Source organism: bacterium (genome assembly GCA_021371935.1).
Lineage (GTDB): Bacteria > Armatimonadota > UBA5829 > UBA5829 > UBA5829 > UBA5829.
In genome coordinates, this window is sequence record JAJFVF010000009.1 from 92,136 (window position 1) to 117,963 (window position 25,828).

A 25,828-nucleotide genomic window follows, 5' to 3' on the forward strand; every position below is an offset into this window, starting at 1 on the left:
TAAGGAACTGCAAACCAACTAACCCTCGATCACCTTGATCAAACAGCTTTCTACAGCCTGAAAAGAACTAATTGTCATTCACTCACCATCTGCAATGAAAGCAAGACCTAGAGAAAAATTCATTATACTAGACTATTATATTATATGAGTGTTGATAATTCTTGTGTTTGGTGATATAGTGCAAGCAGTCGAGCAATATAATATTGCTAAAAAGGTTGTGATTGAAATGTGTAGATCATTATGTATGTTGTTTGCGTGTGTTGCTATTTGTGTCTCATGCTCTATTTCATGTCACGCCGGAGCTATATCTACAGGAGATGGTGGGTGGGAGTGGCAGAACCCAATAACCGGCTCGTCTAATTTCATGTCAGTCTTTTTTTTAGATAAGGACACTGGCTGGGTAGGTGGAAGTGGCACACTCCTTAGCACAAACACGGCGGGCAGATACTGGTTGCCCACACAGCCCGAATTTACAACGCCGAGTACCGACAAGTCTCTACATTCCGTTTGTTTTACTAGCCCGACTGTTGGTTGGGGGGTAACCGGGGAACGGTCATCAACCTTTTTTACTTTGCTTGTTAACACACAAGATGGGGGCAAAACATGGTCATATGTGTGGCTTGGACAAACAATGTGTGTCTCCAAGGTGATATTCATAGATGAAAATCATGGTTGGGTTGCTGGATACTATAACGGGGAAGGGGCTATCTCTAGAACAACCGATGGGGGCAAAACATGGACGCCTGCAAACGTTGAAAACTGTCAACCAGTTGCGGATATGTGCTTCGTAGATTCTCAAACCGGATGGGCTGTAGGTGCATACGACAGTAATCACAACGACTTCATCATAAAAACTACAGACGGTGGCCAAACATGGACCCGCTTGAGTCCCAATACTTATGATAGCCTAGTTTCTGTCCATTTTATCGATCACAGCACAGGATGGACAGTTGGTCATAATTCGTATACAGGATACGACATCATTCTTAGAACTACCGACGGCGGGCTTACCTGGTCAAGCCAGAACATTTGGGATTATCAAAGCAGATTTTTGACATCTGCATATTTTGTTGGAAATACTGGTTGGATAATTGGCAGTGAACGCGGATGCACATATAAAACCATGGATGGAGGCTTGACGTGGACACGCCAAAGCTTAGCAACCTATATGATCCCAAACTCTATCTTTGCTATTGACAGTAATACAGCATGGATTACATCTAGTCAGTTTATTTTCTACACTGAAGATGGTGGGGCGAACTGGAAATCAATAGGTAATCAAAATAGCGTGGACATATATGATGCGAGTCTAGTCGACAAGTCAACTCTTGTTGCGGTAGGTACTGCATACGCTGACGAAGACCACAACGCGATAATCAAGACAACAGACGGTGGCATTAATTGGACACCTCAAGCAAGCTTATATACAGTCAGACTCAAGGGTGTATCTTTTATTGATCCTAATTGGGGATGGGCTTTGGGATATGACGGCAACACTTACAAAACCGTAATATACAGGACAACCAACGGAGGTACAACCTGGACTTCCACGACTTTTGCAGATTTATCTAATGCAGGGCCGCTTTGCTTCCTGGATAAAGTGAATGGTTGCATGGGTACTGCAAACGGTCTATTGTGTTGGACTTCAACAGGAGGCAACTCTTGGACCACAATTACTTCGTCAGGCTCCACGAGCATTGCTAAAATGCAGTTCACAAGTTCTGCGGAAGGCTATGCAATCGGCAGTGTCTGGACCGCAAATTCAACGGAAGGAAGAAAGGATACCGGCACCATATGGCATACAACAGACATGGGTCATACATGGCAGATGAATAAAATTGCTGGACTGAATGCACTAACCTCTATTTTCTTTCTCAACCCTTCCACCGGATGGCTCGCAGACTATCAAGGTACTGTGCTAAAGACTACAGATGGCGGTGTGACCTGGGCGAGCCAGCCAGTGAGCATAGGGGAATCTTCCAGATCAATCTCCTTTTCTGATGCGAATGCTGGATGGGCAGTATGTGGATCAGAGGGAGTTACTGCCTTAACTGCCGTCTATAAAACGACGGACGGTGGTGTAAATTGGAGCCTAAAGGATGTTGGCACAAAGAGAGCGTTAACCTGCGTAAAATTCGCAGATACCGATACGGGCTGGATATTCGGACAAAGCGGCACAATTCTCCATACTTCAACGGCGGGGATGCCTGGTTGCATATGGGCAAAACTGCGCCCCGACGGAACACCTGCGAACTTTGGACATGTATACATAATCGCAAAAATGCCGGACTATATCTACGTAGAGCATCCAGACCACTGTGCTGGTATTCGTGTTAATACCACGGACTCGAGCCTTTGCGTTGGTGACCTTGTTTACATTCATGGCATACTTACTACAACAAATGGCAAGAAAGCTATCGACGCTGATTCAGTTGAAGTGTTATATCACGGCTACTCCCAGAAACCAACATCCGCGATATCTGATGTAAAAAAACAGCAGAGCACAACGCAAGTGCATTGCAGCAACGTCGTGGTAACAGCGATATTTGCTAATTGCATATATGTCGAGCAAGAAAATCGCCTGTCAGGCATTCGTGTAAACACAAGCGACTTATCTTTTAATGTTGGAGATCTGGTCGCAGTTGATGGTGCTCTCAACACAGTAGATGGCGAACGTATAATTGAGGCTGAGTCAATTGATCTTATATGCCCTGCCGGAACGTAATTAGTAAATATGGCCTTGAACTTGTATTAGAGATATGTGTTTGAATATACTGTATCCAGACCGAGATATGCAATTTACTTGGCGTAAATTGCTAAGTGTAATCTTAAGCACAGTTGATTGAATATGGGGCCAATAATAGTTACGAATCAAGATGGTCAGCAGTTCGCATATAATGCCATTCAGGCAAAAAAACAGAAGCTTAAAGACGGATGTCAAAGCTTAATGGGTGGATTGCGAAGGTATATGATGGCCTTACGCTAATTACGGCGCGATTATATATGTTTTGCAAACCGAGAGTATGGAACACTTGCCGGAAGTGCAAACATTCCATACTAATAATTACAATTATCGCTACGCGGATTTTGCCAGTCACAGTGACTGGATATGTTCCATAGCCGACTGTAGCCAGCGTAACCATTCCCTGGTACATTGCGGCCGGGATGCTCTTGAAACTATCCGGCCGCACATCGTATTCAATTTCATACATCTTGGTTCTCTTATCGATATCGGGATGGGCCATACTCAACCTGATTCTAGCTATTACTTTTGTTTTTTGAGGAATTGCAACCATTAGCCCTCTACCGGACTCTAGCTCGCCGAACGCTCTATTGACTTTGCTATTTTTGCCCACGAATCACGTAAAGTAGCTGTTCGATTAAAGATGAGTTTTTGAGCAGTCGAGTCGATATCGACGCAGAAGTAACCTTGTCTCTCGAACTGGTAACGAGTGCCAGGTTTAGCTCCGACTACACTCGGTTCTATATAGCAAGTGGCAACTTCGAGCGAATTTGGGTTTAGGTTGGAAAACCAGTCCTGACCCTCTTCGACATCATCCGGGTCTGGTTTGCTGAAAAGGTGATCGTAGAGTCGGACCTCTGCCGATATGGCCTTGCTTGCCGCAACCCAATGCAACGTTGCTTTTACCTTGCGACCATCCGGCGCATCTCCACCGCGTGTCGCAGGATCGTATGTGCAATGCAACTCCACTATCTCGCCGTTTGCATCTTTTATCACATCATTACATTTGATAAAGTAGGCGTTGCGCAGCCGGACCTCGCGGCCGGGAGCCAGGCGGAAATATTTAGGCGGAGGCACTTCTCGGAAGTCCTCGCGTTCGATATAAAGCTCCTTTGCAAACGGAACTTTGCGCGTTCCGGTGCTGGGGTCTTCTGGGTTATTGATGATGTCCAACTCTTCGGTCTGTCCCTCAGGGTAATTTGTGATGACAACCTTCAGCGGGTCCATAACAGCCATTACTCGCTGCGAGCGCTTGTTGAGGTCATCGCGCACACAGTCTTCCAGCACTGCAACATCGACCACGCTGTCTGTTTTTGCCACACCTATTCTGCGGCAGAACTCATGAATAGCTTCAGGCGTGTAGCCTCTTCTGCGTAGGCCGGCCAGTGTTGGGAGCCTGGGATCATCATAGCCGCTGACATAACCGCCGCTCACAAGCTCGATGAATCGTCGCTTACTCATAACGGTATGGGTCAAGTTGAGCCGTGCGAATTCGATCTGGCGTGGATGATAGATGCCTAGCTGATCCAGGAACCAATCATACAATGGTCGATGTATCTCATATTCCAGCGAGCAGAGCGAGTGAGTTACTCCCTCGATAGAGTCTTCCAAGCCGTGAGCCCAGTCATACATTGGATAGATACACCACTTGTCACCCTGGCGATGATGCTCTGCATGGCGTATGCGATACATTATCGGGTCACGCAGGTTTAGATTGGGCGAAGACATATCTATTTTGGCACGCAGAGTCCTTGTCCCATCTGGAAACTCGCCTGCGCGCATCCTCTGAAACAGGTCCAGATTTTCTTCCACACTGCGGTTACGGTAAGGGCTTTCCTTACCCGGTTCGGTAGGTGCACCGCGCATGTCGATGACTTCCTCAGGTGACAGGTCACAAACATATGCCTTCCCCTTTTTTATGAGATCGATAGCCCACTCATACATCTGCTCGAAATAATCTGATCCGAAGAACAACCGATCATCCCAGTCGGCTCCGAGCCAGCGGACGTCTTCTATTATTGCATCGACAAACTCCTGCTCTTCTTTGGTGGGGTTAGTGTCGTCAAAGCGCAGGTTAAACTTACCGCCGAACTCCTGGGCGACGCCATAATCTATCCATATAGCCTTGGCATGGCCGATATGCAGATAGGCGTTGGGTTCGGGAGGAAACCGCGTATGGACATGGTCGAATCGACCTTCGCGCAGATCTTCTTTGATGGCTTCACGAATGAAGTCTGTGGATTCACCGCGGTCTTCACCAGCAGGGTCGGCATTTTGTTTGTTTGTCTCATTCATAATTCATGCATCTCTTTTCGCAAGGTTTGACGATTAATTTTGACACATTGAGCACGCAAGGTCAAGGCAGGTTTCAAGTGGGCGAATAAGCGGAACAATAACTCCGTCAATGGCGTAATATCAATTTATACCGTCGAACGACCAGAATATAAAATATGATATACTCAATATGGAACAGTCTGTCGGGAGGCCGGCAATTTGAACGATAACAAACCAATAATTGAAGCGCAGGCTCTAAAAGACAAGTTGAACCGCGCTCTACGGCGGCTTGCGGGTCTAAAGGAGAAAAGCAAGCTGTTGGAAATGCAGTATGAGGACGCAAAGTCACGCGAGAAGAACTCCAATGAGCTTGTTATGGAACTGCTCGAGCGCCAGCGTGAACTCAATGTAATGCTCAATCGTGCGAACATCATGCTCAACCGGACTCAGGAGGCCATGGCCTTAACGTCAATGGAGTTCAATGAGATCGCCAAAGCGCTGCCTGAACCTAAGAAGGCAGAGTGGTCCGAGCGAGTGGCCAAGGTAAATGAACTCTTCAAGAAGACCGGCATTCAAGATGCTGAAGTTCTTGGTTTAGACTCAGCAGACCCCACAAAGTTCGGCGCGGATGAGATAAAGAAAGAGTCCCAGCAGGCCTTTGGCCGCAAAGAATCGTTCTGGACCAGAGAAGTGCACACAGAGCCTCCGCAAGTCGAAGCAGAAGTTGTCGATGAGCATGAACCGAATGTGACTGCAGCAAAGTCTGATACGGACAGTGCAGTTCCCGATGAAGACTCATTGAATAAGGTTGCGGAGGATTATGCTGAGCCCGACGAATCACCCAAGAAGAGTTGGTGGCAAAAGGCCTTCGCCAAATCCGGCACAGATGATTGACCTATGACCTCTGGAGGCGCCGAAATGGCACGCAAACCTGCAGTGGCAGGCATGTTCTATGAAGCTGATGAGCAGGACCTGATCCGAAGTATTGAAAAGTGTTTTGTAAGCAGGTTTGGGCCGGGCAAAATTCCTGAAGTGACGGACAAAAGGATCGGCCGTCTGCTTGGGCTTGTCTGTCCGCATGCGGGATATATTTATTCCGGCCAGGCAGCCGCACATGCTTATTTTGAGCTTGCGAAAGATGGTCTGCCGGATATAGCTATTATTTTGGGACCAAACCACCATGGTTTGGGCGCTGTGGCTGCTGTTGGGACTCAGGCCGAATGGATAACACCTCTTGGATCAATGCAAGTAGACCTCGAAGTCGCCGGCCAGATCACACGTCTTGCAGAGTTTGCAACATCCGATGACTCAGCACACGTACGTGAGCACTCTGTTGAGGTGCAGCTTCCTTTTTTGCAATATATAAGCCGTGGTCACAAGAATATCCGCATTGTCCCGATCACTCTTGCCTACCTAAACAAACCCGATGCTCTGCTTTTGACACAGGACCTGGGGAATGCAATAGCTCAATCGATTAAAGGAAAGAGCGCAGTTATTATTGCAAGTTCCGACTTAACACACTATGAGTCACGTGACAGCGCACGAGCAAAAGATACTCTGGCAATAGACCATGTCCTGAATTTGGACCCCGAAGGACTTATTGAGACCGTATATGACAGGTCCATCACGATGTGCGGCGTCCTGCCGACAGCCGTGATGCTGCATGCGTGCAAGGTGCTTGGAGCGACTGGGGCGCGAAAGCTGGCTTACTACAGCTCGGGTGACATTACAGGCGAGGTGGACCAAGTCGTGGGTTATGGAGCTTTGAGCGTAGAAGCGTAACTTGGAGTTAGCAGCCAAACGTTGATGGTATTCACTCATGAAGAGTGAATTGCTGCAATGCGATTTAATTGACACCTACTACTCCTTTTGATAGACTGACAATATCATACGGGCGAGTGGCGGAATGGCAGACGCAGCGGACTTAAAATCCTCCGGGGCAACCCATGTGGGTTCGACTCCCACCTCGCCCACCACGCTTAAAACAGCCTTCTTGGATAGTATAGGGAGGCTCTTTCTGTGCCTTGACATTATTCGGGGTTGAATAATGTCAAACAACACCCTCGCTTTTGGGCATAATTGTATTTGGTAAGGAGGATGGCGGTCCCAAGAGGGATCGTTGTTACCCACCAATTTACAGCGACACTAAACAAGAAACGCGGGCATGGGTATAGAGCGGCGTAGGTGGTTTATTCGGTAATTCCTCCGCACACCTCATCTGACTAGATAACTCATAAGATCGTAAATACACTTACCAAGTCCCGTCAAGAAAGAGAATCCAAGTTTGCATTACAAGCACCCTCCTTGTTGAGAATCAATGTTTATCTACACCCGCAAATTTCGGCGCTTGAAACAAGATGTTCTAGATAGTTTTGAACCATTACAGGTATTCGCTAATGGACAAACTGATGCTGCTTATTAAGCAGCATCAGTGACACAGCAAAAGTCCTATACTATCAATATGGACTCGCATTGAAGAATATCCGCCCAGCGCGTGGCGGGATGATTATGTAGGTGTTTGTTTGTCCGGGTCCGTAAGGAGTGCCAGTAACTTCCTCATACACAACTGTGCTGGGATTGTATTGTACAGACGAAGTAGCATCACCATTTGCGACCACTATTCCATTGCTGTAGGTCCGAGTTCGAAGCAGTGGCTTGCTAGAATCAGGGACCGACCAAAAGTGCCCCGATACTGGTGGTGTAGTCTCAGTTGCATCACCTAGCATATTTGTTACAGAGAGATCAATTGATGCCGGAAGGTAATTTGTCTGCAATGCGATTTGCAATGTAGTGTTGGCACTCTGAGCAAGCAAGTAAGAGCATAAGACATAATGACCCCAACAATTCAGGTCATTTACAAGATCTGAGAGATCCCGGATAGGATCATCAATTCTATCATAACCATCGGCAAGCATGTGCATGTGCTTGGTAGGTAATTGGGGCCGATCATTGTTCCAGCGTGCTACAGTTTCCATATCTACTAGGCACTTATCCCAGTAACTATTCATATATTGATTTCTCTGACTCCAATACTGGAAAAAGCCGGCTTCGTGGTAGTAATGGTCAGGTGTATTGCTCCCACTTGTGTTATTGTTCTCATAGACTGAAGAAGGATAATCACCGTGTGGCTCCCAGAGTGGATTAAAGTATATCAATCCCTGCTCCTTATACTTATCGACTGGAATGGGTGCATCGCTTTCATAGCCCTCTTCAAGGTTCACCCTGCCCATATTCTGAACAGCCGTATAACCTGCTTGGCGCAGTGTAGGTATCACGTTGTGAAGAAATGCCTGGTAGTATGAAGGTGGCAACCCGGGATATCCGCCGTCCGCCTGCCGCGTGATCATAGTGTCAATGAAAACACCGTCGAACTTGAATCGCTCCAGATGGTCGCGCACGTTCGTTGCCCATTCAGACGCATATCCGTCTGCGTCCCCGTTGGCAACATAGTAGGCACCAAAATCGTCTGTGGCATACCCACTGCCCTCTGGAAATAACCAAGTCGTATAATTATTGTCGAGAACGTACTGAAATCCAATTGGACAGTTGGAGTACCATGCATCGATTCCGCCGACTCTATGGTCATATACCCCTCCACCTGCCTCGTAACAATAGCATTGGACGCCAGGGTTGCATGCTTTAATTTGGAGAGCCTGAGTATACTGCGATTCACCAAGCATAATAGCGTCGTAATTAGACGCGAGTTCGTAATTGTTGTAGCTTGATTGATAGAACATCAAGTGGCGATTGATGTTCCTATTTTTTGGCGCTGGAATAAGGCACTTCTCGTAGCCCTGCCCGTTGGACCTATTGAATACATATACATAAGCATCGTCCACATAGATGCCTGGTACAGAGGTTCCGATATCCCCTTGAGTCCGAATTTCAACATATATGTTGACCCAGGTGGCCCCGGACGGGACTTGCGGGTAAACAGGGCTGCCCTGGTTCGTGTCATATAATTCCACTGCGCTGAAATTGATATCCGGACTCACAACCTTTTGCATGCTTCCACCGGTGCTGTAGTCGACACCGATACTGTAGGTGACACAAACACCTGAGAAGTTTGCCATTTTTAGCATGGCGCCAAATGCAAAATAGTCGCCTGTGTGCAAAGCATGAGGTTTGTCGTTGTTAATGGGAACCGTGAGTCGAATTCGTCCCCAGTTAGTTCCTGACTGAAGATTCTTGAGAGCAAAGTACTGGCAGTTAGTTCCATTGACCCCTACGCCGTCCGCAATATTGTATATCGCAGTGTCCACACCTGAGTCGGGGCAGACGTCGTAGCTAGTGTGCCTGGTCCAGCATGGCGCGACCGCGTCATAACTATCGTTCTTTGCCTTGGTGCCATATGAATGGTCCGACCATTGCCACGTGGTATCAGCGCTGAATTCGAAGTCTCCCCAGCCACGAATAAGGTCCATATTAACCCATCCGTTGCCTGCGATGGCGTATGCGTCATTTGACGTAATGCCGTCACTGACACCAACATCGCTCCAAACGCCAGCTCCATTCTTTGCCTTAACATAAAAGTAGTACGTCCAGCCATCCCGAAGCGATAGGTTGGACAGCGATAGAGATGTGTTGGTTCCTGTAGAAGTCCACGCGATCAAGTAGCCACAGCCAGGATCCAAAGCACTCGTCCCAACAGCATACTTATACTCTGTTATTCCAGACTGGGAATCATTGGAAGCCCACTCTGCGGCCAATGATGTCAAAGAACTCTGGCAAGCCCCGCCATCCGTCACGACAGGCGTGCTGGGCGCTGTGGCGTCGACAATAATTCCATCGCTGACTCCGGCTGTTCCCGTCAAACCCTGACCGTTTTCAGCCTTGACAGATATATAATACGCGCTACCTGTAGATAGAGACAGATCGGTCGCGGTAATCTCGATCGTGCTCCCGGAAACCTCTGTCCAATCTCGGGTGTCAGTGCCACCTGAAGTCGTGCCTATCGCATACCAATAACTGGCTATGCCGGACTCGGCGTCGGTTGCTGCTGTCCAGGTGAAATGTAGTTCGCTGTCAGATGTAGTATAATCCCCATCATCCGTCACAACCGGTGTACTAGGATTTGTAGTGTCGGCATACTCGTCGGCACCGATATCGACTTTGTCACCACCGAATACTGTGTCCACCAGTCTCATCTCGCCATCAATATCAACCCAACCTGAATCGACCTCATCATCTTCGCCTGCATCTATGCAGGGTGAAGTCGACTGAAGATGAAAATTGCCACTTGATGAGTTTACAAACAATGGATTCACATTGATGTCTGTGGAATGAGTTGGGTAACCAATGTAGTTGCCATAGCCATGACCGTAAACACAGTTGTGAGAAAGCACTGATGTCCCAACCATGTCATATATTCCACTGCCGAGATTGTTAGCTATGATGTTGTTGGACAAATATGGAGACCCTGAACACTCAATTGTTCTGTATTCATCCACACCATTAGAGAATATTGTGTTGTTCGTTAAGCTGGGATCACCTTGACTGGAAGCGCAATATATGACAGTCGTGCCATATTCTTCTCTATAGTCGCCGTAGTTATTATAGACCAGATTATTGGCGAAGAGAACAGGCCCAACACACGTGATGATCCTGCTGTCATTGCAGTTGTCGCACCCAGTTACCACATTGTGAGAAAACGTTACGTCACCGGTCAGGTCAATGTCCGATAGACCCGTAAACTGAAAGCCGTCAATCGTGATATCATAACTGGATGCTGTTGCACTGACAGATCCACTAGATATAACTGTAAGGTTCGTAACCCAGTCCCTGTCATCAATACTGGTTTCAGTGCCATCAAAACCACCGTATATACGCACACCATCTGGAATCGAAGTGGAGATCGAATAGCTTGTTCCTGCTGCCACCCATATCTCATAGCCGCTTGAAGCAGCATCAAGTGCCGCATTAACTGTCTCTTTGGCTGTACCCCAGCTTAAACCGTCGTCCTCGTCGTCACCGTCAGTCTTGACATGAATAATTGCGAACTCATAGGCACCAATATCAACTGTGTCATTACTGGATACATATGGGTCATCGACTTTCCTATCACCACCATCCATATCGACCCAACCTGTATCGACCTCATCGTCCTCACCTGCGTCTATACACGGAGAGTTTGAACAGAGATGATAGTCCAAATTAACAGCATCAACAAAGAAAGGATCGGAAGAGATGTTGCCGTTGATTCCTGTCTGGTCGGACAACCCAATGTAATTGGTGCCACTAGGATTGTAAACATCATTGTTTGTGCACGTTAGGGTAGAACTGTCACCACAAATACCATAAGAGTTGTATACAATTATATTGTTCGAAAGCTCTACACTTACAACATTCCAACAATAGAACGCCGCAGACCAGTAAGGACAGGTGTTGTATGCGATCGTATTATTAACTATCTTGGGAGAGCACGTCTCACAGAAAATCCCTCCGCCCCAATCGTCAGAAGAGTTGTTGACAATTGCATTACACGCTACAGTCGCTGTGCAGCCAGTATATGCACAGCGCACACCGGCCCCTTTTCCACCAATGTTGCCTGATATCCAGTTGTAAGCTAATAAGCCACCAGAGGATTCTAGCACTACACCGCCATCGTTGTTGCCAGTGATAGAGTTCCATATTACTGTTGGACCATATGAAAGCGTATATATACCACTACCGCCAATACTGTCTTTGACAGTGTTGTTGGTAACTAGAATGGAAGCAAAAACGAATATTCCTCCACCGAATGTAGCATCATTTCCGATAAAGGTATTGTTTGAGACCACAGTTGACGAAGCCGATTGAAAAATGCTCAGCCCACCACCTCTGTGACCAACGTTATCGAGAAATGTGTTGTTTATGATTGTCATGGAAGAATTATATCTACATATCATCCCTCCTGCTTCATTTTCAGTCTCATTGTATCCGTTCTGAACTGTGAATCCGTCGAACCGGCTGGTATAACCACTGGGCACGACGATGACTGTCCCGCTATTATTGCCGTCAAGCACAGTGTTATAATCATCATCGTCAGGGTCTTCACGGGGGAAAGTGGGTCTCTGATTAACACTCGTCTCACTTCCGGCAAAACCGCCGTAAAGCTCGACACCATTCTTAAGTGTGATAGCCTCCTGATAGAACCCGTTCTTGACCCATACCTGATCACCACTCGATGCAGCCGTAATAGCTGCTTGCACAGTAGCTTTGGCCAATGCCCAGCTTGTGCCAGCATTATTGTCGTTTCCGCTGGAAGCTGAAACATAATAAGTCGTTGCCCAAACGGGCTGTGCCAAAAACACCAAAACACATATTGCCATTACTACCAAAACGCGAGACTTGCCTTCCATGAATTGCCTCCCTAGTAGTTAACCATGACAGTAATGCATATACTGGCGCGTTATTCTCAGCTGCATAACCACCTCCATTTGTGCGCAGCAAGCATCATTATACATAGTCTTATTGAAAACTAGCTCATGAATAAGAGATTGTCAACGATATAACGATTAATTGTTTAACTGTTGGGGGACATAATGTGCGCAAGACGTGATTGACATTTTGACAATTACGGGGAGTCAGTTTATACAAAGACACCTCAGTAATTCACCCAGATGCACTTCACCCTTTTCTGCTTCTCTCCCATCCCTCCTCGCCCACCAGGGCAATTCCAGTTTTTTGCAATAGACAATCAGCTAAGCAACTTACATGTCTCGGTCTTGATTCCGTATATTATCTAGCCCGAGTTATGCGCTTTTCGCATAATCAGGGTCTCCGAGAGCATTATTCACGATCTTCGTGAATAATGTGGGCTAGTAGAGTGAGTGCATCCACCTCCAGTAATGCAGAAATTCCACTAAATAAAGACTACGTTTCACGTCTGGTTTTTCATTGTTTGACCACGTAGGCGCCGATTGCGTATAATACTTTGGGTTTTAAGCGGCGCTAATGCTGCATTAAAGACACCGGAAAGGCACACTATACAGTGCGTAAAACACGATCCACCGCGTCGCGCAGGCGGACAACCAAACGATCCACCACCAGAAAAACGGCCAGGAGAAGAAGCAACCCCATAGTAGTATTCGAGGTATTCGGGTTTGCTTTGATAGCGCTCGGCATCGCCATGCTCATAGCCCTGTGCACACCAAATTCCAGTGGGATCTTCGGGCGATATATAACCGCCACTTTGCGTGTCACAGTCGGCATCGGCGCATATCTCATACCGTTTCTGCTTGCGCTTTTGGGAGCAATGCTCATAGCGGGTCCGCTTGATCTCATACCAAGAAATATAAGCATCGGCAGCATCATGGGATTCTTGGTGATCGTAGTTTGGTCATCACTTAATGCAGCCATAGCAAGGGACACTCAAGCGCTGGGCGGCGGATACCTGGGCGATGTTTTGGCCTTTGTGCTGCGTAAGTTCACGGGAGACTTAATCAGCTATATAGTGCTGGTCTTTGGTGCTTTGGCGGCGGCGATGTTCATTGTAGATATTCCACTCGCCAACCTGCTCGAAAAGCTGCAGAATGCATATTTGGACTATAAAGAAGCCGCAGCCGAGCGAGCAGCCGCCAAAAAGCCTGTAAAGGTAAACGGCAAGGATGCCGAGATTGTTACCGAGAGCCGGAAGAGAACACTTGCCGGTATTTTCGGCAAGGGCAGTGATGCTGCAGCTCCAGATGCAGCGGTTTCTGAACCTGAGCATGTTCCGGTCAAGATCAATGGCTCACTGTTCAATCAGGAACGTTCTACCAAAAATGGCAGTTCACACAAGCCCGCGCCTGCGCAAGTGCCTGATCAGGTCGAATATGGTGAGTTTCAACTGCCTCCGACCACTCTATTGGTAGAGCCGCCACCTCCTCCACCAAGGGTCGAAAGTGAGCTTAAAGCGAACATAGAGATTATTGAGCGTACACTCGAGGAGTTCAAGGTGCAGGCAAATGTTGTCGAGATCGCATGCGGGCCGACTGTCGCCCGATACGAAATTCGCCTTGCGCCTGGTATAAAAGTAAACAAGATTGTTGGTCTTGCTGATAACCTGGCTATGCAGCTTGCGGCAATCGACGTGCGTGTCGAGGCTCCTATTCCGGGCAAAGCCGCCATAGGCGTCGAGGTCCCGAACAAGAATAGGGGCATGGTCGTGCTCCGAGACATTGTCGAGAGCAAGGTATTCCGAGATGCTCCGGGCAAACTTACTTTTGCTCTGGGTAAAGATGTCGCAGGTCATGCGAGGGTAGCCGACCTGACCAGGATGCCGCATATGCTCATCGGCGGTGCGACCAATGCCGGCAAGAGTGTTGGCTTGAGCACAATGATTGCGAGCCTGCTCTTCAGAGCCACGCCTGACGAGCTGAAGTTTGTCCTTATAGACCCGAAGCGGGTTGAACTGAGTCTCTTTGACGGCATTCCTCACCTTGCCTGCCCGGTCGTAAAGGATGTGAAACAGGCAGCCGGAATATTCAGGGCAGTGGTGCAGGAGATGGAGCGGCGTTATGAGCTTTTCTCCCGAAACGGATCTCGCAATATCGAGTCATACAACGAGAAGATGAGTGCGGAAGAGCGCTTGCCGTTCATGATCGTAGTAGTCGATGAACTTGCCGATCTGATGATGCAGGCCGCGGCGGAGGTAGAGGGTTCGATCACACGAATCGCACAGCTCGCCCGCGCTACTGGTATCCACCTGGTGATCGCGACACAGCGCCCCTCGGTTGACGTCATTACGGGCATCATCAAGGCAAATATTTCGTCAAGGGTTGCATTTGCAGTATCGAGTCATCATGACAGCCGCACGATCCTGGATCAAAAGGGCGCAGAGAGACTGATCGGGCGCGGCGACATGCTGTTTTTGCCGATAGATGCATCCAAGCCGACCAGAATCCAGGGCTGTTTTGTCTCGGACAAGGAGATCAATACTCTCTGCAAGTTCCTCAAGGATCAGCGCAAACCGAATTACACGCTGCAGCCTGCCATGGGGCCGTCGGGCACAGGTGGCAGCGGAGGCGGTGAGGATGACTCGTTCAGCGATGAGTTCTTTGAGCCGTCCGTGAGGTTCATAGTCAACACGGGCTATTGCTCGACATCCATGCTCCAGCGCAAGTTCAAGATTGGTTATACGCGTGCGGCAAGGATAGTCGATGTGATGGAGCAGCAGGGTATAGTCGGCCCTCTCGATGGAGCCAAACCGCGCCAGGTGCTTATCACCAAGGCTGATCTCGAATCTATTCTTGGTGGACCGATAGGCATGCGCAGTGATGACATATCTGAAGGCGACGAGTATGACGAGGATGTGCCTTCTGCAGAGATAATTGAGCCGGACGAGGAAGAAGACTGAGGAAGTAATTGGCAAAAGTAAGCTTAGTAAGCCTTGGCTGCCCGAAGAATCTGGTAGATTCCGAAGGTGCGCTTGGAGAGATAGCCCAGGCAGGGCATGAGATAATAATAGATCAGGGTCGCGCGGATGTAATATTGGTCAACACCTGCGGCTTTATCGAAAGTGCTCGCGAGGAGTCTGTTGAGGCTATCCTCGAAGCGCTGGAGTATAAAGACTCAGGCACATGCAAAGCGGTAATAGTAATAGGATGTCTTTCGCAGAGATATGCTTCGGAGCTTGCCGCCCAGATGCCTGAAGTCGATGCGTTTCTTGGGGTCGGCCATGCGGGAAAGATTGCCCAGGCAATAGAGAGTGTGCTTGCCGGTAAGAAACTAGTCGATGAGTCCAAGCCGCCGAGCCAGTGGTGTGAGCACACACCGAGGGTGCAGTCGACTCCGCTGTGGACGGCCTATCTCAAGGTCTCGGACGGCTGCGACAACCGCTGCGCTTACTGCGCGATCCCGGATATCCGGGGTAGTTTTCGCAGCAGGCCGAAGCAGTATATAATAGAAGAAGCGAACAGACTTGCCGATAGCGGTGTAAAGGAAGTTGTGCTCGTCGGTCAGGATTTAACGCAGTATGGCGCCGATATTGGCAAACCAAATTCTTTGCCCGGCTTGCTTGAGAAGCTGAATGACGTGGACGGTCTGCACTGGGTGCGCCTGTTATATTGCTATCCGAGTAAGGTGACGCCTGAGCTGATCGAGACGATTGCATCGTGCGAGAAGGTAGTCAAATATATGGACATGCCTCTCCAGCACGGTGATGATGGAATTCTAAGGGCGATGAACCGCAGGGGCAGCGTCGGGCAGTATTTGCAGGTGATTGATAAATTACGGGAAAGGATTCCCGAGATGGCTCTGCGCAGCACGTTCATAGCCGGTTTTCCCGGCGAGACAGACGAGGCCTTCGAGAGCCTGGTGGAGTTCGTCAAGAGGATTAGGTTCGACAGGGTGGGGGTCTTCGCATATTCGCGTGAAGAGGGCACTCCCGCCTATTCGATGAAGCCGAGGGTCAGCCGAAAAACGGCAGCAGCCCGGGTCAAGCAGTTGATGGAACTGCAGCAGGACATATCGTTTGAGAAGAACCATGCGTTAATCGGCAAGAAGCTGGAAGTTTTGGTCGAGGGGGTGACGGATGAGGGTGCCTTCGGGCGCAGCTACCGTGATGCGCCTGAGATCGACGGCTTGGTGTATATTCGCGGCGGTTCAGCACAGCCGGGCGAGTTTGTAGACGTTGAGATAACCGAAGCAAGTGAATACGACCTTGTAGGGTCGATGAAGTTGTGACATACATAATACGGAGGAAATGATAGTGAACGAATCAGCAACCACGCTGAATAAAGCGGATATTGCGCGTGAGAACGCCAGGCGTTTTCTTGCGGACAAGGCATACGCCAGTCTGCTCGGCAAGAGCCAGGCGTCCAAGCTCAGGCAGGTTATGAAAGGGGTCGAGGTCGAAGGCGTGACCATGCGCCTTATGCGTGACGTAATGGCTCAAAGCAGCCGGTTCGAGACGGTCGACCGGCGCTGGGCTGCTGCCTCGCGTTACGGCGACGTGCATAGACCCTTCGAGCGGGTACTGATGGAGATAGTGCAGTCCGCCGGAGTGCCTGTCTCCCTGAAGGTCTTGGCCCAGGAGCTTGCTCAGGTCTACAGCCGACCTGCTGAGTATTATGAACAGGCTCTTCCAAGAATACTTGCGGACAAGGATAAGTTTTTCGCGGCAGGTGACGGCAAATACGGCTTGGCGTCATGGCTGTTGAATGTGACGTCTGACGAAGAGGACGATGTAGTTTTTGACAGTTTCCTCTCCGTGGATCAAGTAGAGCACTATACCGGGCTTTGCCCTGCGGCGAAATGGGATATCGATAAGGTCGCAGACACTGCCGCTGCGCTTGCCAAGGACTGCAAGGAGCCGATTCCATTCAAGATAATGGCGCTTTTTGCATGGCGTGAGCTTGGTGAGGATTTTGACCCGGTAGACTTCTATTGCGCGGTGCTGGCGGATGATCGGGTGCTGGTCTTTTCGGATCAGAAAATATACCCAGCATCGGCTGAGAAGGGCTTTATAAAGACTCTGGTCGAGATAGCCGGTGAGCTGGCCGAACTACCTATGGAGGCCGAAGAGGAAGAAGCCGAGGGTCCGATTACGGTCACCGATACTGACAAAGAAGAAATCATCTCGATGATTATCAATAAGGGAAGCGCTTCAGCCGAGGAACTGCTTGACGCTGTCCTTGAAATTGGTTCGGAAGAAGCCGGATTTGCTGGAGCCTTGGAGAGTCTCAAAGAAGCTCTGAAAGATGAAGAGCGTGTTATGTGGCTTGGCGGCACGCGCTGGGGCAAAGTCGAGGTCTTTCCTGATGAGGTCAAAGAAATCCCGGCCTCACTAGTCGTGCCTGCTTCGGTACCGTTTGAGACTCCCGAAGGCGATGTCTATGACCAGATGCTGGAAGAGGATGGCTTTGACGGCAACCTGAAATCGGCTATCTACGATCCTCTGGTGGAGGACGTCACTGATGAGGACCCAGCTCGCACTATGTATCAACCCAACGGCGACAGTCAGCGGTGCGTGCTCAAATATCATCACAAGATTGCAGGGGCATTCCCGCTCTGCCAGATCAACCCGGACTTCTTCGGCACTGAACCCGAGATCATTCCAATCGTGCTGATCGACGAGGCTAAGCGTAAGACCTGCTATATAAACAACACGACCCGCCTGATCTATGGTCTCAAGGATTTCTATAAAGAGATCACTGAGGTCTCCGGTGCTGTGTTTACTATCGAGAAGACATCCAAGCCGGGCGAATACCGGCTCATACGCCAGGATGAGACGGACGCAATGCTGGGCATAGACACCAACCGCTCACTGGAACTGCTCGATCTGAAGGCCAGGTTCGAGAGCACCGACATGCCCATCTATGATGTGATCGTCGAGATACTCGGCAAGCAGGGAATGGACTTTGCTCGCCTGGTCAACGAGGTCAACATAGTGAAACGATGCTCCAGGCTACTGGTGGCGTCGATTCTGAGTTCGTATCATGCATTTCATACCAGAGGTAAGTCTGACCAGTGGCTCTACGACGAGAAAAAGTCCAGTCAAGGCTTCAACAAGACAAAGAAGAAATACATCAAAAAGGACTAAATGGTCGAGTTGACTTGAGAATAACCGGGTCGGGACGGGCAGTTCCGACCCGATTTTGCATGTGTCGAAGCAGACTTAGCATGCCGGGAAGGCGAGACTCCTGCCGAGCCAAAATTTCCAGATGACTGATTCTTCCCACATACTTTGCCATCTTGACCGTCCTTGCCGTATATGCTAAACTTCACCTTGGTCTATAGCCTCAGGAGGTATGAAGTGTCAGTGCAGCAAGAAGCGCGCGTTACATTGGAAGATAAGATTCACCGGACGATGACTTGGTGGCGGGTGCCGCTTATGACCATAGCGTTCGCTGGTATTCTCGGATTTATTTACAACATGCAGGCGTTCTGGTATGGCGCGGCAGTAGCAATTTTTGGCGAACTCATTCAGATGTGGGCGACCTCGCACCTGCACAAAGATACCAAGTTTACTATATCCGGTCCCTATTCGCATGTCAGAAACCCCATGTATTTCGGCAGGTTTTTTGTAGGGTTGGGGATATTTATTATGACCTGGAATCCTTACATGGTTATTGGGTTCATAGTATTGTATGGCATATACGGCAATCTCAGGGTCAGACGCGAAGAGCGCAGACTTCAGGAGATATTTGCGCCACACTATCAGCACTATTGCAGTGAAGTCCACAGATGGATTCCAAGGTTCAAGCCCTATTCAAAATCCGAATCCAGGCGTGCAAAGTGGTCGCAGGTATGCGCAAACCATGAGCAGATAGTAGCTCTGGGGATAATCGTAGTTTTAGCTTTGATATATTTGCGCATAGACAAGTTAGCATATATTCATTGGCATATCTGATCGCAATATTCAATCAGGTTTGGTTGATCTTGTAGTTAGGTATATGTGATGTATGTCCCTATCTGGAAACGATGACATCTTCACCACATTGATAAGCGACCTCGACGAGTGTGAACTGTCGGTCGTATGCCTGTGCGGTGAGTTGGATGCTTCCTCGGTGCCGGGTTTCATATCTGATGTGCAGTCGCTTATCAACCGGCGGCGAAATGTAATAATGGATGTTCACCTGCTGGAATATACGGACTCCACGGGCATCGCCGCGATACTCTCCACCAAAACCGCTCTTGATGCACTCGGGCGCAGGTTGCTGCTTGTGGGCTGTCATGGTCTGCTAACGAAGGTTCTCCACATCACACGCATCGAGACCGAGCTTTGCTGCTATGAGTCAATGGAGGACGCCGTCAATTCGATAAAACGAAGCCCGCCTCATCTGAAGCGGGCCACCAAGAGAAGGTGAAAAGATGAACTAGGTTTGTGCCGTCATGTATTATAGGCAGATTTAGCCGCCGTCATTATATCCCTCAAAAAATATTTTCTCTCCGGGTCGATTTTACTCGTAAAATGCCAAAACAACCCAAAGTCGCTCTGCTTGCGCCCAAAATTGTCCCTGCTATAATGAGATCATACACTGCTGTAATCCGCCAGTAATGCCGCTGAGCAGTTTTTAACAGGACTATTGAAATGCGTTACATCAAGCCCACAAGCACATCTATTTTCTTAGCGCTCAGTCTGTTTATCTCCGGCTCATTTGCAGGAGCGCAGTTGCCGAGCGCACACTCAATCGATGGACTCGTTCGTCTCAAACAGCTTACGAACTATTGTGGTCCGGCCTGCCTGACAGCTGTGCTGCGCTATTATGGGGTCGATACCACTCAGGAAACAGTCGGCAAGGAGACATATGATCCGGCGACAAGAGCAACCAACGGGGCCGACATGCTTCTGTATGCGCGTTCACGAGGGTTTTCCGCATACTCCTGGAACACGAGCATAGATGATGTCAAGACCAAGATAGCTGCAGGTGCTCCAGTAATAGTGCTTCAGCAAAACAGCCGGACTGATACCTCTGGTCATTACCGTGTGTTGACGGGTTATGATGACGCCCGCTCAAAATTCAAAGTGATCGATCCATACTATGACAACATCACTGAGCTGAGTTATTCGGAATGCGAGACTCTCTGGAAGAGTAAGGGGCATTGGGCGCTGGTGATTGTGCCTGCCGATAAAGACAAGTTTGCGGACGAACTGGGAGCACAGAACCCGGTCGTGCATATGGACATGGCATACGCGCTCTATACGCGCAAAAACTACGATGAGGCTCTCAAGGAAGCGCAGGCGGCGCTAAAACTGCAGCCTCAGAACTCGTATACTCTGAATATTCTCGACAAGATAGAGCATGCAATGGGTGCAGGAACCAAAGGGTAAGACAGGGAACATAAAACCAGGCAGGCTCGTAATGGCTGTTGGAAGGTGAATGATGGTCAGATTGGCTTCGTCTGGAGTATTGCTTATATTAGTTGTCCTGGCTTCGTGCGGAGTATTTGCTGAGTCTTTTGACCCTGCGGCTTTGGACGAGGCTTTCAAAGGCGCTCAGCAAATCGATCTGGCAACCAGCCAAGTCCCATCAGTGGTCAAACTGCGCGATGTCGTTAAGATCCCGCCTCCCACACAGTCAGTGCTTGTCAAGACATTCAAGCGCGACTCAATTCCTCCTGTCCTCACGCAAGCTTTCGTCAATCCAAATGTGTCAGGGGTCACCATAGCAGGCAGGTATGTTGCAATCATCCAGACGAATCTAACCAAGGAATATAACGACGTGCTCAGCCACGAGCTTGTGCATGCATATATCAGCCTGGCCTGCCCAAAGCCGCTTCCGTTCTGGTTTCAGGAAGGCGCGGCAGTTCACTTTTCCACAGACAAGACGCGAAAATTCTATGGTCAGCCATCAAAGGATCAGACAGGCGTTATGATCGGAAAGACCGTGGAGCTTAACGAGACATATAAACAAAAGCTGCAGAGTTTCCATTTTATGATCGAGAAGGCGGGCGACAAGAAATTCAACAAGTGGTTTCGCGAGGCTGTAATGACAGGCACGGTGGATCCGCGGCCATTGATCGGCCTTGGCGATTCGCCGTCCGCACAACCAAGTCCTAACAAACATCTGCCGATATGGCTGATCGCTGCGATAGCTGGGATTGTCATCATTGTGATAGCCATCGGCATATACGCCGCCCGCCGCGATGATGGGTATATCGGGTAAAACGTATCCCCAACCTCTAACGCCCAACATACTATTCACTGTAGTCAGGTCAGACTTTCCAATTTTGGGTATATATCGCAAACGAAGTTCATAATGAGTATTCGTAGCGACAGAATTCAGTGAATGGGCAAAGATGAGACCCGCATACGGTGAAGGCCATGCTGCAATCCGCCAAAGCATTCAGGAGAATGCGACATTTAGTTCGTCACAAGTAACAATGAATGCCCTTTCGGCCGTGATTGCAAGCTATGGTCTGCTGCTGGATAACTCTGCCGTGGTAATCGGTGCCATGATAGTGGCGTTGCTCCTCGGACCGCTGATGGGAGTGGCATTGGCGCTTGTAGACGCCGATAATAAACTATTGGCTAAAGCACTTCTGGCTACAACGGGCGGAACTGCAATAGTCCTCATAGTTTCGGTAATCATAGGCAGTATTCATCAGGATATACCGTTGGGATGTGCTGCGATGTGCCGAACCGAGCCTAACATTATGGACCTTTTGATTGCGCTTGCCGGAGGGGCTGCTGGAGCCTACGCCACTTTATCTCCACGTATTAGTGCAAGTCTAGTGGGTGTTGCCGTTTCAACTTCTCTTGTGCCGCCCTTGAGTGCCAGTGGAATTCTGCTTGCCCGTGGTGACATTCAGCATGCCCAGGGTGCATTCCTTCTCTTTTTTGCAAATATGGTTGCCGTTCAGGTATCATCGTCTGTCGTGCTATGGCTGCATGGCTATCACAAGATCACAGGGCCAATGAGAAACAGTCCACGAGTATTTCTTTTTCTAAATGGACCAAGTCTGATTCTACTGATAGCGCTTATTATAATCCTGGTCGTGAACTTCCAAAAGTCACTAACCTCACGGCGGTTCGAGATAGACGTGCGAAATACGCTTGTCAAGCAACTTCAGTCGCATCGTGGGAGCTATCTTGCAGAACTCAGAATCGATCAGGAGAAGTGCCGGACCGTAGTGACAGCGGTTGTTCGTACGCCGTTTTCAATTGAACCGTCGCAGATTGCAAATATGCAGTCTAAACTTCCACCTGCATCACCGCCAGTTGAACTGCATATTCGTTCGATTATTACCAAGGAAGCAACCAGCAGTGGCTGGCTGCACGAGTCGCGGATGCCTATAGAGGTCAACAGGAAAGCACCGTGTGATTGATTTCAATATAACGCCAATCCGGTTAATCCCTATCCCATGCACTGTAGAGGCGTAAAAGCCGGGGAATCGTACAACACTATTAATGTTATAACGATTACAAGGGGGAACATGGGTGATGAAGTATGCATTTCCTGTTCTCACATTGATAATCATACCGGCTCTGGCCGGTGTGGTCATGGCAGAGGATTGCAATCTGGGCAATCTGGGTTACAACTCTTATGACGGTGCCCTTTCAGGCGGGGGGCAGACACAGCGATTTGGTTCGGGAGTGGGATATCCGGCAGAGATTGGAGCCGATTATTTCCACCGATACATTCCGTCCGATCAGTGGGGTATGTATGGCTACGGCACAGGCCACTTGGGCAAGGGCTACGGTCCATACATATATCCCGATCTCAAGAACGGTCCACCTCCCGGTATGTTTGACCCTCTTCCGAGTGAATACGACAATGCTCCTCCACCCAAGATCAAGGTGAGCAAGGGTCACATTTATGTCGGCATGCCCAACAATATTCCCGGAGTGCGATGTGTGACGGTGACCGTGCTTGCCTTTAATGGAGCGGAGCTGTGCAGCCAGTCGAGAGAGTGTGCACCGTATAAGTTCGATCTACCGGTCCTTGACGGGGCAAAGAATCTGAGAGTGCGGATAGACTATATAAACAACGGCCTATCGGCAACGGCATATCCGCTTTAAGGGACAACAGGCAGCAGGACTTCTCCCACTGCCTGTTATTTTTCAATCGAGCTCAACAGCTATGAGTTCATACACACCCAGCTTGGGCAGCGTAAACTCAGCCCATTCGCCATGACGAGTAATGGGCAAGTCCAGTCCTGCACGCAGTGCCTTTGCATTCTTGACGGACCGGCATCTGAGACGAATGGATATGTCGGACATTGGGATTATCTGTGTAATCGGCCTCTGCATATCTCCTGTGTTGTTGACCAGATGGATGAGAATTTTGTCTTTTTGAGCATTCCAGCGCGGCTCGATCTCCACTGTAGAAGGACAGTCCGTCTCAATCATCATTGGGTCGACGTGCGCCCATCGTATAATATCTGCGATCAGATTCTCATAGTCCGGCAGTTTGAACTTGTTATAGAAGTTACCCACCAGCGACGGTATATACACTGTCTGCCCCATGCCATATGAGCCGACAATAAGCGCAGGGTTGTCGGATTCTCCCTTGAGAGGTGTATATAGCGCCCCAACTTCATTCATGAACACGGACGGCACAAATGCATCTTTAGATGCTGCGCATTTCAGGCTGTATGTAGGTCTGGCAGTCAGTTGGTTGATCGTGAATTTTTCGGTGGCTGGATGAGTCTGCTTTATGCGGACATACTCCTCCATGGATACCGGTTTCATCATGCCTTTGATGCATTCTACACCCAATAGACCGAACAGAGGGTTTGCTTTTCTGGGCTGGCCGGTCTCATCGTATGCTCCAGTCTCGAACTCTGCCACGACCGATCCACCGTTTTGCACGAACTGCTTAATGAACTCTATCTGTCCGTCCGATAAACATGCCGAGTTGGGCAAGATCAGCACTCGATATGCCGAGAGCCTCTCAGGCGAGATGTCCTTGTCCAATACCACATCGAATGGAATATGCGACCTCGTCATAGCCAGGAAATAACCCAGATATGACCCATCGAGTGCCGTCTCGCATATGCTCTTTCGCTTATTCCAGTCAACGCTCTCTTCGCCCGAACCCATATCCACCAACAGGTTTTCTTCTCTGCCGGAACCGGCTTCTCCATAGAACCCGGCGAGCCTGGATACGTAGTATGTGCTCGTCTGTGATGAGCTGAGCAGCGCAATATCCGCACATGAATGCGTGTTTGTGTAATGCTCTTCATGCCCGGCAAGAAAACTCTGCATCTCATTGATCGGTTCAATCGCGGCCTCACGGCTGTGTTCCAGCGCATAATTGACGATGGCAAACCAAGGATTGGCTCCACATGCAACGGTCTGCGCAATAGCCAGTTCGGCTTCAATTTTCGAGAGTGGGATATAGTGCCAGGAGCCGAGCATGTGATGACTGAAAACGACCGCCGGTTTATCTCCCGCAGTCATATATTTGGCCGTAGCCGCCCATGGCAGCAGCATCTGCTCATGAGGTCCGGGATGGAAAAATGCCTCAGCGCCATTAAAGTCTTCATAGTCGCCGACACTGTCGATGCTGCGCGCGAACCTCCATGTCCCGGCCTGCCAACAGCCTGCATTCAGAAAGACGACTCCTTCCGGGTTTACCGACCTTACAGCCTTTCTGCAGTCTTCAAGGAACCTTGCGAGCGAGCGCGAGCGGAACTCGACAAAGTGTATCCAGTCCAGGTCGGACCAGTCCTCCCGGGTTGGAATATCGGTCTTGTATTCGGATGCGAATTGCCGACGGCAGCTCTCGCAGTAGCAGCATCCGGGGAAAAATATGGGACCATCGAGGAAGACGCCATCTATGCCGGTAGCCATGGCTTCACGAATCATCTCAAATGCCCAGTCTCTCCAGGCGCCGTTTACGCAGAAAGTTGAGCCACTGCCATATAGAGGAAACTGTCTGCCGTATGATGCGCCGTCGGCTGTTTTCTGTTCCCAATCGGGGTGAGCATCCGCAAAATCATATGCGAACCAGTGCATATTCAGATACGCGATCAGGTTAATTCCGTATTTTTTTGCAAATGGCAGATACTCTCGGACAAAGTCAAAATCGCCGAGTGGTGGGTATTTTTCAAACTTGGGAGAATTGAATGTTGTCTGATATCCGAGACCGGGAGCCATGCCCGGTGTGCCGACAATCCACTCGCAGTTGATATGCCATTCATTCCGCCTGCTGCGAGCCAGTGCATCGAGATCTGTATTTTTGATCCGGCTCAAATCATCACCGAAATAATCCAGGCGCATCATGCGGACCGGCCGCTGATGCCATTTTAACTCATTAACCACAGTAATTCCTCCTGCTGGGTTTGAAAACAAGCATAACAGAGCCTGGCGGCGAGCGCAACCGAAAAACGTTCATATAATTCCTAAATGTACACTGTACCCATGCCGAATCCATTGCCAACATACTCCGGCTGCAGTAA

At 49.2% G+C, this 25,828-nt stretch carries 15 protein-coding genes and 1 tRNA gene; 13 read left to right on the plus strand and 3 right to left on the minus strand.

Going from position 1 to position 25,828, the window contains the following annotated elements:
• Positions 1 to 151 precede the first annotated feature (151 nt).
• Entirely contained in the window at positions 152 to 2,725 is a 2,574-nt protein-coding gene (locus LLG46_06885; protein ID MCE5323024.1) for a YCF48-related protein, read from the plus strand.
• Positions 2,726 to 3,313: 588 nt separating this feature from the next.
• On the opposite strand, the gene LLG46_06890 is transcribed toward LLG46_06885, so the two are convergent.
• A complete protein-coding gene (locus tag LLG46_06890; protein ID MCE5323025.1) occupies positions 3,314 to 5,038 on the minus strand; it encodes a glutamine--tRNA ligase/YqeY domain fusion protein in 1,725 nt (574 codons plus the stop codon).
• A gap of 198 nt (positions 5,039 to 5,236) precedes the next feature.
• Here LLG46_06890 and LLG46_06895 point away from each other — a divergent pair, with 198 nt between their 5' ends.
• The 3 genes from LLG46_06895 to LLG46_06905 all read left to right on the plus strand — a co-directional run bounded on the left by LLG46_06895 (position 5,237) and on the right by LLG46_06905 (position 6,993).
• Positions 5,237 to 5,911, plus strand: a complete 675-nt coding sequence (locus LLG46_06895) for a hypothetical protein (protein ID MCE5323026.1) — start codon at positions 5,237 to 5,239, stop codon at positions 5,909 to 5,911.
• 24 nt (positions 5,912 to 5,935) lie between these two features.
• Positions 5,936 to 6,799, plus strand: a complete 864-nt coding sequence (gene amrB / locus LLG46_06900) for an AmmeMemoRadiSam system protein B (protein MCE5323027.1) — start codon at positions 5,936 to 5,938, stop codon at positions 6,797 to 6,799.
• 110 nt (positions 6,800 to 6,909) lie between these two features.
• Positions 6,910 to 6,993: transfer RNA gene (locus tag LLG46_06905), tRNA-Leu, on the plus strand.
• Positions 6,994 to 7,473: 480 nt separating this feature from the next.
• Here LLG46_06905 and LLG46_06910 read toward each other — a convergent pair.
• Positions 7,474 to 12,357 carry a hypothetical protein gene (locus LLG46_06910; GenBank protein MCE5323028.1) on the minus strand — a complete coding sequence of 1,628 codons (4,884 nt, stop codon included), beginning with the start codon at positions 12,355 to 12,357 and terminating at the stop codon, positions 7,474 to 7,476.
• 632 nt (positions 12,358 to 12,989) lie between these two features.
• Between LLG46_06910 and LLG46_06915 the strand changes: the two genes are divergently transcribed.
• The 9 genes from LLG46_06915 to LLG46_06955 all read left to right on the plus strand — a co-directional run bounded on the left by LLG46_06915 (position 12,990) and on the right by LLG46_06955 (position 23,444).
• Complete coding sequence (locus LLG46_06915) at positions 12,990 to 15,335, plus strand: DNA translocase FtsK (GenBank protein ID MCE5323029.1); 2,346 nt, start codon at positions 12,990 to 12,992, stop codon at positions 15,333 to 15,335.
• Positions 15,336 to 15,343: 8 nt separating this feature from the next.
• Entirely contained in the window at positions 15,344 to 16,663 is a 1,320-nt protein-coding gene (rimO, locus tag LLG46_06920; GenBank protein MCE5323030.1) for a 30S ribosomal protein S12 methylthiotransferase RimO, read from the plus strand.
• 25 nt (positions 16,664 to 16,688) lie between these two features.
• Positions 16,689 to 18,521 carry a hypothetical protein gene (locus tag LLG46_06925; GenBank protein MCE5323031.1) on the plus strand — a complete coding sequence of 611 codons (1,833 nt, stop codon included), beginning with the start codon at positions 16,689 to 16,691 and terminating at the stop codon, positions 18,519 to 18,521.
• A 213-nt stretch (positions 18,522 to 18,734) separates the two neighbouring features.
• On the plus strand, positions 18,735 to 19,331 hold the full coding sequence (locus LLG46_06930) for an isoprenylcysteine carboxylmethyltransferase family protein (protein MCE5323032.1): 597 nt from the start codon (positions 18,735 to 18,737) through the stop codon (positions 19,329 to 19,331).
• A 52-nt stretch (positions 19,332 to 19,383) separates the two neighbouring features.
• A complete protein-coding gene (locus LLG46_06935; GenBank protein ID MCE5323033.1) occupies positions 19,384 to 19,788 on the plus strand; it encodes an STAS domain-containing protein in 405 nt (134 codons plus the stop codon).
• A 224-nt stretch (positions 19,789 to 20,012) separates the two neighbouring features.
• Positions 20,013 to 20,753 (plus strand): C39 family peptidase, encoded by a 741-nt coding sequence (locus tag LLG46_06940; GenBank protein MCE5323034.1) that lies wholly within the window; start codon positions 20,013 to 20,015, stop codon positions 20,751 to 20,753.
• Between the two features lie 49 nt (positions 20,754 to 20,802).
• Positions 20,803 to 21,588, plus strand: coding sequence for a hypothetical protein (locus LLG46_06945; protein MCE5323035.1), 786 nt, complete (start codon positions 20,803 to 20,805; stop codon positions 21,586 to 21,588).
• A gap of 133 nt (positions 21,589 to 21,721) precedes the next feature.
• Complete coding sequence (locus LLG46_06950) at positions 21,722 to 22,750, plus strand: TIGR00341 family protein (protein MCE5323036.1); 1,029 nt, start codon at positions 21,722 to 21,724, stop codon at positions 22,748 to 22,750.
• Positions 22,751 to 22,862: 112 nt separating this feature from the next.
• Entirely contained in the window at positions 22,863 to 23,444 is a 582-nt protein-coding gene (locus LLG46_06955) for a hypothetical protein (protein MCE5323037.1), read from the plus strand.
• Between the two features lie 42 nt (positions 23,445 to 23,486).
• On the opposite strand, the gene LLG46_06960 is transcribed toward LLG46_06955, so the two are convergent.
• Entirely contained in the window at positions 23,487 to 25,691 is a 2,205-nt protein-coding gene (locus LLG46_06960) for a beta-galactosidase trimerization domain-containing protein (GenBank protein MCE5323038.1), read from the minus strand.
• Between the last annotated feature and the right edge of the window lie 137 nt (positions 25,692 to 25,828).

Coding starts and splice junctions, on each gene's coding strand:
- LLG46_06890 (MCE5323025.1), bottom strand. CDS start 5,038: ATGAATGAGACAAACAAACAAAATGCCGACCCTGCTGGTGAAGACCGC.
- amrB (MCE5323027.1), top strand. CDS start 5,936: ATGGCACGCAAACCTGCAGTGGCAGGCATGTTCTATGAAGCTGATGAG.
- LLG46_06910 (MCE5323028.1), bottom strand. CDS start 12,357: ATGGAAGGCAAGTCTCGCGTTTTGGTAGTAATGGCAATATGTGTTTTG.
- LLG46_06935 (MCE5323033.1), top strand. CDS start 19,384: ATGTCCCTATCTGGAAACGATGACATCTTCACCACATTGATAAGCGAC.
- LLG46_06940 (MCE5323034.1), top strand. CDS start 20,013: ATGCGTTACATCAAGCCCACAAGCACATCTATTTTCTTAGCGCTCAGT.
- LLG46_06945 (MCE5323035.1), top strand. CDS start 20,803: ATGATGGTCAGATTGGCTTCGTCTGGAGTATTGCTTATATTAGTTGTC.
- LLG46_06950 (MCE5323036.1), top strand. CDS start 21,722: ATGAGACCCGCATACGGTGAAGGCCATGCTGCAATCCGCCAAAGCATT.